Raw genomic sequence first — 14,035 nt, 5'->3', positions numbered from 1 at the left:
CGCCTCGTTTGATACCGTTTCAGGAATCCACATGCTCCAGACGCTCGCCGTGGCCAATTACCGCTCGATCAACAAACTGGTGATCCCGTTGGGCCGGCTGAATCTGATCACCGGCCCCAACGGCAGCGGCAAGTCCAACCTTTACCGCGCCTTGCGACTGCTGGCGGAAACCGCTCAGGGCGGCGTGGTCAATGCGCTGGCCCGCGAAGGTGGCCTGGATTCGACGTTCTGGGCCGGGCCGGAAACCATCACCCGACGCATGCGCAATGGCGAAGTACCGATCGAAGCCTCGGTGCGCCAAGGTGTGAAACGCCTGCGCCTGGGTTTTGCCGGTGAAGACTTTGGCTATTCGATCAGCCTGGGCCTACCCGATTCCAATGGGCATTTCATGCTGCCCAACCACACGTTACCCATCCCGTCACGCTTCAGCCTCGACCCGCAAATCAAGCGCGAATGCCTGTGGGCCGGAGCGTTCTATCGCCCTGCGAGCCTGCTGGTGGATCGCGACGGCCCGATGATCCGCGCCCGCGCCAATCGCAGTTGGGACGTGCTGGCGCAACACACGCCGGCGTTCGACAGCCTGTTCGATCAGGTCGGCAGCCTGCGGACTTCGCCGGAAGTGCTGGAGATGCGCGAGTTCATCCGCCGCTGGCGCTTTTACGATCACTTTCGCAGCGATGCCGATGCGCCCGCGCGACAACCTCAGTTGGGCACGCGCACACCGGTGCTGCACCACGACGGGCGTGATCTGGCGGCGGCCTTGCAGACCATTATTGAAATCGGCGATCCGGAGGCGTTGTGGGTGGCGATCAGTGATGCGTTTCCCGGTGCACGGCTGGCCATCGAACCTCTGCCGGGCGGGCGCTTCGCTATCGAGTTTTATCAGGAGGGGTTGTTGCGCCCGTTGTCGGCGGCAGAATTGTCGGACGGGACGTTGCGTTATCTGCTGCTGGTCGCAGCTTTGCTGACGCCACGCCCGCCGACGCTGATGGTGCTGAACGAACCGGAAACCAGCCTGCATCCGGACCTGCTGCCGGCGTTGGCGCGCTTGATCATTCGCGCGTCCGAGCAGTGCCAGGTGTGGGTGGTGTCCCATGCCCGACGGTTGATTTCGGCGTTGCAGGAAGACCCGGACTGCAACTGCATCGTGCTGGAGAAGAACCTTGGGCAGACCGGGATTGTGGGGCAACGGATGTTGGATGAGCCGGCGTGGAATTGGCCGGATTGAAGTCAGGCAATCCTGCGGGGCGCTCAACAGGGTTAGGTGCTACGAATACTGCTTATGGAGCTACGAGGGGACGCACTTCCTCGTTTGTTCAACGCAGCGTCGATTTCTGGTGTCATCCAGCTGTAACGTACGCCATCAAAGTCCCCCGATGACGGTGCAGTAGTACTTGGTGTGAGCTGTGATATGTCCGACGCAGAAGGGGTTCGACTTTGGATCGAACGGTGCGGAGGCACCAGAGAAGGACGGGGTATAGCAAGCGGTGTCGCGGATACTACCCGCCCCTTGTTCTTCACAAAACTCACCAAGGCAGCCTCAGTCCCGGGCTTACTCGCCGCCCAGAAAGTACCTACTCTCGACATAAACGCCAACCCTGAGAGCCCTCCACCTACATACCACAGTACATCGGCAACCTCAGGTTCACCGGCGAGTTTCGCAACGCCACCGGCAACCCCAACCAGACTTGCAGCAAGTAGCAATCTACTGGCCGAGACCGTGCTTCCTGCCGCAAAGGCCTGCCTGAAGGGTAGCTTCTTGGCGGCCCCCAATCTCAAGGCATCCTTGGCCAAGTTAAAGGCGGGGATTGTGCGGGACATACCCAACCTTGTGTTCGAGAAACCGATGAAGCTTGTGAGCAAGCGAAAAATATCGGCAAACCGCCCCGTCGGATCACTGAAATTCACCGGATCCCCCAAGCAATACGCATACGGATTCAACCCGCCCCGCCCAAACGGGCTCAAGCTGTCCGGGCTGTTGAACCTCATCAGTACCGGGTTGAACGCTCGGAGCCCGTTGCCCAGCAAGTAATCGCCAGTGATCGGGTCGATCACTTCGCCAGTAAAGCCCAGAAGACTGCCTGGACCACCCTCGACCCGACGATGACCGTAAGGCGCAAAGGTTTGAGACTCGGGACCTGCCCGCAGTACGGAACGCTGCTGATCCGTGGCCAACAACTGGCTGTTGATGCTGGGCCCCTCACGCGATTGCACTGCCAGCAACTGCGTGCCGTGTTGAAAAACACTATGCCCGCCGTTCCCTTGCAGTTGCGTTGCCAAATGTTCACCGCGGTAGAAACGGGTCACGTTATCCAGCCCAAACGGTGCCAGTTCAACCAGACGATCCAGAGCGTCGTAGCGGTATGTGGTCTTTTCCGTAGCGTTCATCGGATGAGTCCTCCTGTCTTTGAGCAGAGGTTGCACCCTCACAGCCATGTCGACACCTAGCAGAACTGCTAGGTGTCGCCGGCCTGAGCGATTTGCCGGAACGATGGAAGACGACTATTTTCCCTGGCACCGTAGGAAGGATCTTTTTTTCGAGATCCCACTCCAAGGACGGACCGCTTTTGGCCAGACTCCCCGGCCGGGCAATCACAAGGATGAGAGAAATGGCAGAGGCAACCGTGCCGCAACGGCTGGATCCGCAGGACGTTGTTAAATTATTGATGGCGTTGCGCAGGGCGTTGAAGGTCAGGGTGACCTGAAGGATTTGTCGCAGTATCTGATGTTTGTTTTTTGTGGCAAGGGAGCTTGCTCCCTTGCCACAAAAGCTTCACGCCACCATTAAATCAAACACCCATAAAAAACGCCGACGCTAAATCAGCCGTCGGCGTTTGAAACCTTGAAGGGGTTTGCTTCGCGAATCAGAACGCCGGCAGAACCGCGCCGCTGTACTTCTTCTCGATGAAGGCTTTCACTTCCGGGCTGGTCAGGGCCTTGGCCAGTTTCTGGATGGCAACGCTGTCCTTGTTGTCCGGACGGGCCACCAGGAAGTTCACGTAAGGCGAATCGGCACCTTCGATCACCAGAGCGTCTTTAGCCGGGTTCAGACCCGCTTCCAGCGCGTAGTTGGTGTTGATCATGTCCAGGTCGACCTGATCCAGCACGCGCGGCAGCATGGCCGATTCGAGTTCCTTGAACTTGAAGTTGTGCGGGTTCTTGGCGATGTCTTTCGGCGTGGCCAGGGCATTTTTCGGGTCTTTCAACTCGATCAGGCCAGCCTTCTGCAGCAGGATCAGGGCGCGGCCGCTGTTGCTGCCTTCGTTCGGGATGGCGATGGTGGCGCCGTCCTTCAGCTCAGCCAGGCTTTTGACTTTCTTCGAGTAGCCACCGAATGGTTCCACGTGAACACCGATCACGGTTTCCAAGTGAGTGCCTTTGCCTTCGTTGAAGCTTTTCAGGTACGGCAGGGTCTGGAAGTAGTTGGCGTCCAGACGCTTCTGATCGACTTGCACGTTCGGTTGGACGTAGTCGGTGAAGACTTTGATTTCCAGGTCCACGCCTTCTTTGGCGAGGGCTGGCTTGATCAGCTCGAGGATCTCGGCGTGTGGCACCGGGGTCGCGGCAACCACCAGTTTCTCGCCGGCCTGTGCCAGGCCCGAGGTCAGGGCGGCCGCCAGTGCGGTGAACAACAGAACCTTTTTCATGCAGTGTCCTTATCGAAAATCACAGTCGCTTGTGGCGACGGCTTGAAGATGAGAGTGCCAGTGAAGTGCTATCGCTGGCGTGATGCGGACAATACCGGGATTTTTTATTCCCGAACAATAACGTTTATTCAGCTTCTTATTCCATTTTGTTCATGCAACTCTAACTCGCACATCTTCCTTTGTAGGAGCCGGCTTGCTGGCGATGGCGTCAGTTCAGAAAAACCGCGTCGCCGCGATCGCGAGCAAGCTTGCTCCTACGAAAGCCCGATGTTTTTGAGTGACTGTTTCAAGGCTGCCTGGTCAGCGACAGAGCCATTGTCGAGAATCTGCCGGATCTGACTCTCGATCTGCTCCAGAGAAATCGAGAGCTCCGGCAAATTCAAATGCTCCGGCAAAATCTCATCCCCGGTGCTTACCAGCAGCGCAAAGTGAATGATGTTTTCCAGTTCCCGGGTGTTGCCCGGCCAACTGTGGCGCTCCAGCACCCGTTGCGCCGCCTCGCTGATCAGCGGCACCGGCAAGTCGAGGCGCTGGCTGTAGATGCCGAGGAAATACTCGGCCAGCGACAGGATATCGCCGGTGCGTTCGCGCAGCGCCGGCAGTTCGAGTTGGCCTTCGCCGAGGTAGTGAAAAAGCCGCTCGTGGAATTTTCCGGCAGCGACGGCCTGGGCCAGATCGATGCTGGTGGCCGCGACCAGGCGCACGTCCACCGGGCTCGGCTGATGGGCGCCGACGCGGGTGACCTCGTGGTTTTCCAGGGCTGCGAGCAACTTGATCTGGATCGGCAGCGGCAAGTCACCGATTTCGTCCAGGTACAGCGTGCCGCCATTGGCCGAGCCAAACCACCCGGCGCGGCTGCTCGCCGAACCGCTGAAGCTGCCCCCGGCGTAGCCAAACAGTTCGGCGTCGGCGTACGTCGGGCTGATGGCGCCGCAATTGACCGACACGAACAAACCGCCGCGATCGCTGGCGCGATGGATATGCCGTGCGAGCAACTCTTTGCCGGTACCGGTTTCGCCACGGATAAGTACCGAGATCGAGCGTGGTGCCAATTGCTCCAGGTCCTCGCGCAGTTGGCGGGAACGTGGATCGACGAACACCAGCGCCTTGGCGCGAATGCTCAGGGGACTTTTTTCTGCATCGGGAAAGGTCAGCAAGGGCTGACCGAACGTTTCAAAACTCATGGCAGACTCCCGCCCAAAACCGCCGGGAGACGGGGGCGATTCAATGAAAAGAAAGACTCAAGCGCGGCGCAGAGCGTGATGTTCCATGCGGTTTTGCAGGCGATACAGATAGGCAAACCCCTGCTCCCAACGCTGGTGGCCGGACTTGACGTTGATGTGCCCCGCCCCTGCCAGAATCCCCGCCTCGGCGCCCCAGTTGCGTGCCAGTTCCAGCGCGCGCGGCGCGCTGACGGCGCTGTCGTTGTCGGAGCTGACGACCTGGCTCGGGAAGGGCAGCAGATCGGTTGGAATCGGCGCGAAATTGCGCAAGGCCGGTGCGCAGGCCGGGCGTTCGACGTCCGCCGGTGCAACCAGTAACGCCCCACGTACCTGACGCAGAAATTGCACTGGCGCTGTCGCCGCCCAGTGCGCGACGGTGATGCAACCCAGGCTGTGGGCGATCAGAATCACCGGCGTGCTGTCGGCAGCAATCGCCTCGGCCAAAGCCGCCACCCAGTCTTCACGACGCGGCGTCAGCCAGTCGGCCTGCTCCACCCGCGCACTGTTCGGCAGGCTGTTTTGCCAGTGGCTTTGCCAATGATCGTCTGGCGATCCTTGCCAGCCCGGCACAATCAGGTAGCGAATGGATTCGTTGCGCATGGGGGAGCTCTCCTGCTGCGTGTCTGTTCCCGGTCGAGTATAGGGAGGAGAGTTATATTCGTTAAGGAATAAGAAGCTATTTATTAAGATCTTAAAGGAATATTAGATTAATGATTTGTAGGAGCTGGCTTGCTAGCGAATGCGGTAGGTCAGGCAGCAATTTACCGGCTGGAAGGACGCCAGCGCCGGCAAGCCAGCGCCTACAGAGTTTGCCGGACATAAAAAAGGGGCCGCACCCTGCCAAGGAGACGGCCCCGGAAAGCAAAATTCTGTTAACGCGCGGTAATCACCGACAGCTTGGTAATCCCTGCCCGCTCGATCGACGCCATGGCCCGCGCCACTTCGCCGTAATTCACCCCATCATCGGCCTGCAATTGCACGCGCACGTCCGGGTCTTTGGCCTTGGCCGCCTGGAGGTTGAACTCCAGCAAGTCGGGCTGGATTTCATCCTTGTTGATAAACAGCTTGCCGGCGCCGTCGATGCTCACCACCAACGGATCCTTCTGTTCGACCGGTGCCACCGCCTCGGTCTTGGGCAGGTTGATCGGTATCGCGTTGGTCAGCAGCGGCGCGGTGACGATGAACACCACCAGCAGCACCAGCATCACATCCACCAACGGCGTTACGTTGATCTCACTCAGCACCTCATCACTGTCTTGCGTGGAGAAGGCCATATCAGGACGCCTCCTTCACTTTCTGCGCGCCGCCCTGGGCCACAACCTTGTGCGCCGTCGGGTGAATCAACACGCGGAACGAACTCTTCTGCGCCAGGCTGTAGAAGTCATGGGCAAAGTCATCCAGGTCCGCCGCCGTCAGTTTCAGACGCCGTAAAAAGTAGTTGTAAACCAGCACTGCGGGCACTGCGACGGCGATCCCTACGCCCGTAGCAACCAGCGCCGCACCAATCGGTCCGGCCACCGTTTCCAGGCTCGCCGAACCCGCTGCACTGATGCCTTTCAACGCCTCCATGATTCCCCACACCGTGCCGAACAAACCAATGAACGGCGAGGTACTGCCAATACTCGCGACCACCGCCAGCCCGGTTTCCAGTGACCGGCGCTCACGCACGATCTGCTGACGCAACGCTCGCTCCAGACGGTCCTGGTGATTGATCGCCTGGCTCAGATCCGCTGCTTGCGGCGCCTCGCCGACCTGGATCGCGGCATAACCGGCCTGAGCCACCCGCGCCGCAGCGCCGGGATGGGTCTCGCTCAACTCGGCGGCCGAATCGAGACTCGACGCCGCCCAGAACTGTTTATGAAACCTGCGATCCTGCGCCTTGAGGCGACCGAACTGCACACCCTTGAGCAATGCCAAGCCCCAGGTCGCGACGGAAAAAACCACCAGCAGCCAGATCACCGCGCTTTCGATGGATTCAAGTGGAGATGCCAGTAACGTCATGGTGAAGTCCTCGTGTAAACGTTTCGCGCGAATTTGGTTTCGGTTTAATGAATCTTGAAATCGATGGGCACGCTGACCCAGCCGTCCTGAGCAACATCACCCTGCTTGGCCGGCACAAAACTCCAGCGTTTCACCGCGCTCAAGGCCGCTTCGTCGAGGGCATCGCGGCCGCTGCTTTTCTGAATCTGGATCTCGCCAGGTTTACCGCTGGCCAGTACATGCACCCGCAGCAACACCGTGCCTTCCCAACCGCGACGCTGGGCCAGCGACGGATATTCCGGCGCCGGATTTTTCAGGTAGCCCGCGCTCGCGGAGGCCGGTGTCACGGGCGCCGGTGCGGGCGGAGCCGGTGGCGCCGGGGCCGCAACGGGTGCTGCCGGTTGCGGCGGCGCCGGAGGTTGCTCTGCGGCTTTCGGGGCCGGTTTTGCGATCGGTTTGGCAACAGGTTTCGGTTTGGGCACCGGTTTGGGCGGTGGCGGTTTTACGGCCAGTTCGTCCTGCACGGGTGGCGGCGGTTCGACCACTGGCTGAACCGGTTGCGGCGGCGGTGGCTCGACCACGGGCGGCGCCGGACGCGAGAACTCAATGGTCATCGGCGGAATTTCCGGCGGCACGATCGGCAATGCCGGGGTCGGCTGCTGATTGACCCAATAGATCACCGCGCCATGCACCAGCAACGCCAGCACGCCCAGCAGGATCGTTTCCCGACGACTCAGGATTCCCTTCGGTGCACGTTGCAAACGCAACTGACCCAGGGGCACACGGTGCGGCCGACCGAGGTCGACCAACTCGCCACCCTGTGCCTGGCGCCACAACACTTCGTGTGCACTGGCGGCGGTCTGAACATTGCCCATTGCTTGACTCCCTGCGGTCTCTTTGCGAATCACCGAAACGTCGTGCTGTACATCCCCCGACGACGCCTCGGTGAACCCATCATTGGCCGGATCGCTTAGCTCTTAAAGTAATCTTTAAAGTTATGGTTAGATCGATATCGAATATTGAGAATGTCGTTCCAGCGCCAGCCCCCGTCGTTCAAGGGCTCTGGCCCGAAGGCGAAAAACCAATGCCTTGTCTGCATTAAAAGTATTCCTCCAAGGCATGGTGTTTCGCCGTCAGAAGTCGTATCGACCGGTCACACCCAACGTGCGCGGCGTGCCCAGCAGGCCTTCGTAACCACCGTTGGCAGCCGTCCACAGCGTCGTGTAGTAGGTTTTGTCGAAGGCGTTTTTCAGCCACAGCGACACGTCCCATTGACCCTGTTTGAAGTCACCGCGCAGGCCTGTGGACAGGTTGACCACCGCATAACTCGGGATCTGCCCGTAGTCGGAATCCTCCACCGTGCCCACCGCTTTGGAGCGGAAGGCGTAACTGCCGGTGACGTACTCTTCGAAGCCGTTGCTCAGGTTCCATTTGTATTCGCCGTTGGCGTTGCCGATCCATTTCGAAGCGCCGACCACTTGATGCCCGGTGAGATCGCAAGACGCTGGAGCCCCTGGCGCCAGGCTGACTTCCGGCGGGCACGGTGCGTCCTTGTACGAGAGGTAGCTGACGTCGTTGTACGAACCGTTGAAGTTCAACGTCAGGCCGCGCAACGGAATCAGGGTGCTTTCGAATTCCACACCACGCGAGCGCACGGAACCGGCGTTGGTCAGGTATTGCACGCGGTTGGCGTCGTCGTAGGCGTTGGTCTGGTAGCCGTTGACCTGGGTCCAGAACACGTTGGCGTTGAGTTGCAGGCGACGGTCCCAGAGCGTGCTCTTGAAACCGAGCTCGGCGTTGTTGGCGCGCTCGGTGCCGATCAGCAACGAGTCCGCACCGGCCACCGGCGCCGTGCCCACGGCCAGGTTGACCCCGCCGGATTTCTCGCCGTGGGACAGCGTGGCGTAGGTCAGCAGGTCGTCGGTGAGTCGGTAGCTGAGGTTCAACAAACCCGAAGGGCTGGAGCTGTACTGATTCAGATCGCCGGAATCGTAAACACCGGCACGACCACGTCTGGCTGCGGCCGCCGCGCCTGCGACGGCCACGCCCCCCACAGGTGCATCACGGGTGACCCAGGCATTTTTCTCTTCATAGGTACCGCGTACCCCGGCGGTGAAATCCAGACGTTCGGTGAGATGCCAGGTGCCTTGGGCGAACAGCGCAAAGCTGTCGGTTTTGATGTGCCCGTTGCCGACACTGTTGATGTTGTTGAGCGCGCCATTGGGCGTGCCGCTCCAGATGTCCGCTTGCGGTCCGTAATAGGTGAAGGATTTATTGTCCAGGTCGGAGCCGAAGTAGTAGGCACCGACCACGTAGTCGAAGAAACCGCCCGAGGGCGATGCCAGGCGAAACTCCTGGGAGTACTGCTTATCCTCCACCGAAACGCCGGCGTTGTAGAAGGCGGATACGTTCAGGCCGTCGTCATTGCGCGGGGTGAAATTCCACCAGCGATAGGAGCTGATCGAGGTCAGGGTGAAGTCACTTGGCAACGCCCAGTTGGCCTCGACCGACGTGCCGCCCTGATGCACGGTGACGTGCTGTTCGTTGTTCAGGTTGACCTTGCGGTGCGTGCCATCGACCAGTGTCGCGCCCGCTGCGTTGGCCCGCGCCTGATAAAGGTTGGTGCCATTGATGGTCGGGCCGGTGTTGTACAACACGCGGGTGCCAGCACTGGAATCTTCCTCGTTGTAGTCACCGATCCAACGCAGGTTGAACGCCTCGTTGGGCTTGAACAGCAACTGCCCTCGGAAGCCTTCGCGCGAGCCACCGTTCAACTCGTTGCCGTCGTATTCGTTCTTGATGTCGCCGTCGCTGCGGGTGCGATACGCGGAAAAACGTCCCGCCAGTTCGTCATTCAACGGGCCGGAAATCGTGCCCTTGGTCTGGAAGTAGCCGTCTTCGCCCACCGACGTTTCGATGCTGCGCTCCGGGGTGAACGTCGGTGCGCGGGTGCTGATGTTGATCACGCCGGCCGTGGTGTTTTTACCGAACAAAGTGCCTTGCGGACCGCGCAGCACTTCGAGCTGTTCGATGTCCATCAGGTCGAACACGGCCATGCCTGGCCGACCGAGATAAACGTTGTCGATGTACAGGCCGACACTGCCTTCCAGGCCATCGCTGGCCGGGTTATTGCCCAACCCGCGGATCGACACGCTGGACTGACGCGCATGCATGTAGGCGACGTTGACGCTGGGCACCAGTTGCTGCAAATCCTGGATGCGATAGACCCGCTGGGCTTCCAGATTCTGGCCGCTGACCACGCTCATTGGCGTTGGTACATCCTGCGAGCTTTCCTCACGGCGGCGAGTGGTGACCGTCACGGTTTCCAGTTGTGCGCTGTCAGCCGTGGCGGATTTTTTCGGGGTGGTTTCAGGGGTGGCGCTGTCGGCTGCGTAGCCTTGGGTCCAACTGGCGCTGCCAGCCAGCAACAGTGCGAGTGGCAGGCGTTTGAGCCGTTGGGGTGACGAGGTTGAGGCGAAGTGCAACGGACTCATAAGGCGGGGTTCCCGATCAAAAGAAATTCTGTATTGCTTGCCAGGCTGGCTCCCACATTGTTTTTGTGTACGCCACAAATCCCCTGTGGGAGCCAGCCCGCTGGCGATAGCGTCAGCTCAGACGCCGCCGATATCCGGCCCTTTCACGGTCTGGCTGACCTGCCCATTCACTCCCACCGCCACTTCACCCTTGAGCGTTACGCGGCGCACGATGCGCGCCTGGGTCCCGTAGTCATCCACCGCGTAATGCTGGGTGGAGCGGTTGTCCCAGATCGCCACATCACCGGCCTGCCAGCGCCAGCGCACGATGTTTTCCTGGCGGATCACATGGCTTTGCAGCAGCCCGAACAGGTGCGCCGAATCGGCTTGTGAATAACCCTTGATGCGTTTGACGAAATGCCCCAGCAACAGGCTTTTCTCGCCGCTGATCGGGTGCACGCGGACCACCGGGTGCTCGGTCTCGTAGACGGTCGAGGTGAAGACCTTGCGATAGCGCTCCAGCTTCTCGGCCGAGACGTCTGGCTTGCCCCCCGCGTAGTCGTATTCGTTGCTGTGCACGGCGACCAGTTTGTCGGCCAGCTCCCGCAGCTCCGCCGACAACCCGTCATAGGCGGTGGCGGTGTTGGCCCACAGGGTGTCGCCGCCGAAAGCCGGGGCGACCACCGAGCGCAGGATCGACGCTTTCGGGTAGGCCTCGACGAAGGTCACGTCGGTGTGCCAGGAGCTGGCGCGCTGGCCTTCAGCGCCGTCCAACTCGAGCAGAAAACGCGTGCCTTCACGCACCGGTACGGTCGGATGCGCCACCGGCTCGCCGAGCAAGTGGGCGAACGCCTCCTGGCGCTGATCGTCGAGCTGGGTCTGCTCGCGGAAGAAGATCACTTTGTATTGCTGCAGCGCCTGTTGAATGGCTTCTACCGTGGCGGCATCCAGTTCGCCCGACAGGTGTACGCCACGAATTTCGGCGCCGATGCGGCCGGCCACCGGATGGATTTCCAGCGCGTGAACAGCGGGTTTTACAGCTAAAGCGGCATTGCTCATGGGTAGACCCTCATCGGACTGCTTGCGGTTGACCGGCCGCGAAACACTGCTCTATCTATATTCTATTTAGATCTAATAGATAACTACATGCTTCGTTGACGGAATAAGAGGTTGCATTTAAAACCTCAGTCAACCCTCGTCGCAAATGCCTTCGAGCTATTTTTAGGATGCCGGAAAAGCATATGGATCTTCGCCAGTTGCGTTACTTCATCGCCCTCGACGAACACCGCAGTTTTGTTCGGGCCGCCGAGGCCATGGGCATTACACAGCCCGCTTTCAGCCGCGCCATTCAAGGGCTTGAACACGAATTCGGCTGCGTCCTGGTGGACCGTGGCAACAAGGATTTGCGACCCACGCCCGAAGGCTTGATGGTGCTGCAACACGCCCGCAGCCTGGTGCAAGGCGCGGCGCTGCTCAGCGCTGAAGTGACGCAGATGACCAAGCTCGATGCCGGCGAACTGCGCTTCGGTTGCGGCCCGGCGCCGGCAGTCAAACTGGTACCGGATGCCGTGGCGCAGTTCATCAATGCACACCCGAAAGTGCGCACCTGTTTTGAGGTGGATAACTGGGAAAAACTCAGCCGTGCCCTAAGCCGCGAGGAGATCGAATTCTTCATCGCCGACATCCGCCATTTCGAGTCCGACCCGAACTTCCAGACCCAGGCACTGACGCCCAAGCGCGGGGTGTTTTTCTGCCGGCCGGGGCATCCGCTGCTGGCCAAGGAGAGCCTGTCGACCAACGACATGTTCGACTATCCGCTGGCGGCCACGATGATCCCGCCGGGCATTCGCAAGTTGCTGGCGAACCTCAGTGGGCGGGTGGATTTTTCCCCGAGCATCGAGACCGAGCATTTCCCGGCACTGGTGAAAATCGTGCTGCAATCGAATGCGATTGGCGTGGGCACCGAAGAGGCGTTTGTCGAGGACATTGCCCAGGGTTCACTGGTGTTGCTGCACTGGCGCAATCTGCCGCAGAACATTGAGAGCATGAATGCGCGTTGCGGGATCGTCAGCCGCTCCGGGTTCCGGTTGTCGCCGGCGGCGCGGGCGATGATTGAGACGTTGGTGGCGGTGGATCGGCAGCAGATGGCTGTTGCGGTTTAGGGCCTCATCGCTGGCAAGCCAGCTCCTACAGGGAGCTCCAGTGAGCGCAAATTTTGTGAACACCAGAAACACCTGTGGGAGCTGGCTTGCCAGCGAAAGCGGCCGAATGGGCGCTAAAGATTCAGAGCTTGGCCGCCGCCAGCTCCGGCGCCACCCAATCACTGACCTTGAACGGCTTGCGAATCAACTTCTGCTGCGAAGCCAAATCCACCGAATCCTGCAATTTGCCGAGGAACACCGGATCGAGCGACGACTGGAAAACCTCGCTCAGTTTCTGATCCTTCAAGTCCTGAGAAAGAATGACCGGTGGATAACTCGCCAATCCCGAGACCAACTGAATGTAGGCATCCTTGTTGCTGTCCTGGGTCAGCCACTCCACCGCTTGCTGTTGAGCCTTGAGCAGTTTCGCCACGACCTCAGGATGTGCATCGACAAACTTCCCGGTGCCCAACAAAACCGCCTGCACACTGCCGGCACCGCCGAGGTCCTTGGTGTTCAGCGGCAGTTCCGCCAGGCCTTTGGCTTGCAGCGCCGTCAGGCCCGAACCGCTCCAGGACGCATCGATCTGCTTCGCCGCCAGTGCCGCGACTGCTGCATTGAAATCGAGGTTGATGACTTTCACGTCTTTCTCGCTCAAGCCCTGACTGGCCAGCGCCGCATCAAACGACAGCTGGCTGGCGGTGCCACGAAAAATCGCCACACGTTTGCCTTTGAGGTCTTGCAGGGTCTTGATCCCCGACCCCGGCACCACGCCCAGATAGTGCTTCACGTCCCGAGCGGTCGCACTGAGCAACCGGGTGTCCAGACCATTGGACTTGCCGATGATGGCCGCCAGATCACCGAGGTACGCCAGATCCACCTGGCCGTTGGCGAACGCCTCGTTGATCACCGGTCCCGCGCCTTTGAAGAAGCTCCATTGAATCTTGATGCCCTGTTCGGCGAAGGCCTTTTCGAAGATCTGTTGATCTCGCAAAACGTCCACGACTCCACCCCCGCTGTGCTGGGTACCGGCGCTGAGGTCCGGCACGGCGATGCGGATTTCCTTGAGTTCGCCGGCATTGGCCGTGAAGGCCAGTAAACCCGCCAGGGCCGGTGCGGCGAAAAGGCTGATAACGCGTTTGAAAGGAAGGTTCATGGGTGCAGCTCCTTGGGGCAACGGGCGTTGAGGAGCTGAAACTAGGCTGATATGAACCACACACTAAAATACTAATAATTCACATTTTTAGATCATTACGATCTATATCAATGCTTCCGGGCCTCTCGACCAGGTATGCGTAACCGGCATTAAAAATATTCTTCGAATGCATTGGATACGAGCGTAATGGCAAGCCATAAATGGGCTCTCTTATCTCCAAATAGCATTGATAAGATTATTTATATAACCGTTAAACAAAAACGAAATCGCCAAGATCGCAGCCTTCGGCAGCTCCTTGTATCTCGACTATCGCTCCATCAGGAGCGATAGTTCTCGACTGATCATCGAGGGAGGGTTCTGGAAGCCGTGCAGCTCCTTAGGCTTTATGCCTGTGACGTAGATTGTGCTCCAGCCC

12 protein-coding genes are annotated in these 14,035 nt (G+C 59.7%); 2 read left to right on the top strand and 10 right to left on the bottom strand.

Annotated features, from left to right (window positions below; all coding sequences use genetic code 11):
• Positions 1-31 precede the first annotated feature (31 nt).
• Positions 32-1,228: an AAA family ATPase gene (locus CKW19_RS12965; protein WP_095058199.1), complete on the top strand. Its 1,197-nt coding sequence runs from the start codon at positions 32-34 to the stop codon at positions 1,226-1,228.
• A 32-nt stretch (positions 1,229-1,260) separates the two neighbouring features.
• Here the strand turns inward: CKW19_RS12965 and CKW19_RS12960 are convergent, their stop codons facing one another.
• The 9 genes from CKW19_RS12960 to CKW19_RS12920 form a co-directional block, all read right to left on the bottom strand.
• Positions 1,261-2,388, bottom strand: a complete 1,128-nt coding sequence (locus tag CKW19_RS12960) for an RHS repeat-associated core domain-containing protein (RefSeq protein WP_095058198.1) — start codon at positions 2,386-2,388, stop codon at positions 1,261-1,263.
• Between the two features lie 476 nt (positions 2,389-2,864).
• Positions 2,865-3,647: a MetQ/NlpA family ABC transporter substrate-binding protein gene (locus CKW19_RS12955; RefSeq protein WP_095058197.1), complete on the bottom strand. Its 783-nt coding sequence runs from the start codon at positions 3,645-3,647 to the stop codon at positions 2,865-2,867.
• A 254-nt stretch (positions 3,648-3,901) separates the two neighbouring features.
• Positions 3,902-4,831, bottom strand: a complete 930-nt coding sequence (locus CKW19_RS12950; protein WP_095058196.1) for a sigma 54-interacting transcriptional regulator — start codon at positions 4,829-4,831, stop codon at positions 3,902-3,904.
• 57 nt (positions 4,832-4,888) lie between these two features.
• Positions 4,889-5,470 carry an alpha/beta hydrolase gene (locus CKW19_RS12945; RefSeq protein WP_095058195.1) on the bottom strand — a complete coding sequence of 194 codons (582 nt, stop codon included), beginning with the start codon at positions 5,468-5,470 and terminating at the stop codon, positions 4,889-4,891.
• A gap of 272 nt (positions 5,471-5,742) precedes the next feature.
• Complete coding sequence (locus CKW19_RS12940; RefSeq protein ID WP_010565408.1) at positions 5,743-6,144, bottom strand: biopolymer transporter ExbD; 402 nt, start codon at positions 6,142-6,144, stop codon at positions 5,743-5,745.
• Position 6,145: 1 nt separating this feature from the next.
• Positions 6,146-6,871: a MotA/TolQ/ExbB proton channel family protein gene (locus CKW19_RS12935; RefSeq protein ID WP_095058194.1), complete on the bottom strand. Its 726-nt coding sequence runs from the start codon at positions 6,869-6,871 to the stop codon at positions 6,146-6,148.
• Positions 6,872-6,915: 44 nt separating this feature from the next.
• Positions 6,916-7,725, bottom strand: a complete 810-nt coding sequence (locus CKW19_RS12930) for an energy transducer TonB (RefSeq protein ID WP_095058193.1) — start codon at positions 7,723-7,725, stop codon at positions 6,916-6,918.
• A gap of 258 nt (positions 7,726-7,983) precedes the next feature.
• The gene (locus tag CKW19_RS12925; RefSeq protein ID WP_095058192.1) at positions 7,984-10,344 is read right to left on the bottom strand and encodes a TonB-dependent receptor; all 2,361 of its coding nucleotides are present in this window, start codon (positions 10,342-10,344) and stop codon (positions 7,984-7,986) included.
• Positions 10,345-10,461: 117 nt separating this feature from the next.
• Entirely contained in the window at positions 10,462-11,382 is a 921-nt protein-coding gene (locus CKW19_RS12920; RefSeq protein WP_095058191.1) for a TauD/TfdA family dioxygenase, read from the bottom strand.
• 182 nt (positions 11,383-11,564) lie between these two features.
• On the opposite strand from CKW19_RS12920, the gene CKW19_RS12915 reads away from it, so the two are divergent.
• Positions 11,565-12,485 carry a LysR family transcriptional regulator gene (locus CKW19_RS12915; protein ID WP_095058190.1) on the top strand — a complete coding sequence of 307 codons (921 nt, stop codon included), beginning with the start codon at positions 11,565-11,567 and terminating at the stop codon, positions 12,483-12,485.
• A 121-nt stretch (positions 12,486-12,606) separates the two neighbouring features.
• On the opposite strand, the gene CKW19_RS12910 is transcribed toward CKW19_RS12915, so the two are convergent.
• A complete protein-coding gene (locus CKW19_RS12910; RefSeq protein ID WP_095058189.1) occupies positions 12,607-13,620 on the bottom strand; it encodes an ABC transporter substrate-binding protein in 1,014 nt (337 codons plus the stop codon).
• Positions 13,621-14,035: the final 415 nt, after the last annotated feature.

Origin of the sequence: Pseudomonas sp. Irchel s3f7, assembly GCF_900187615.1 — a bacterium.
Lineage (GTDB): Bacteria > Pseudomonadota > Gammaproteobacteria > Pseudomonadales > Pseudomonadaceae > Aquipseudomonas.
This window is presented reverse-complemented; position numbering and strand designations above follow the sequence as displayed.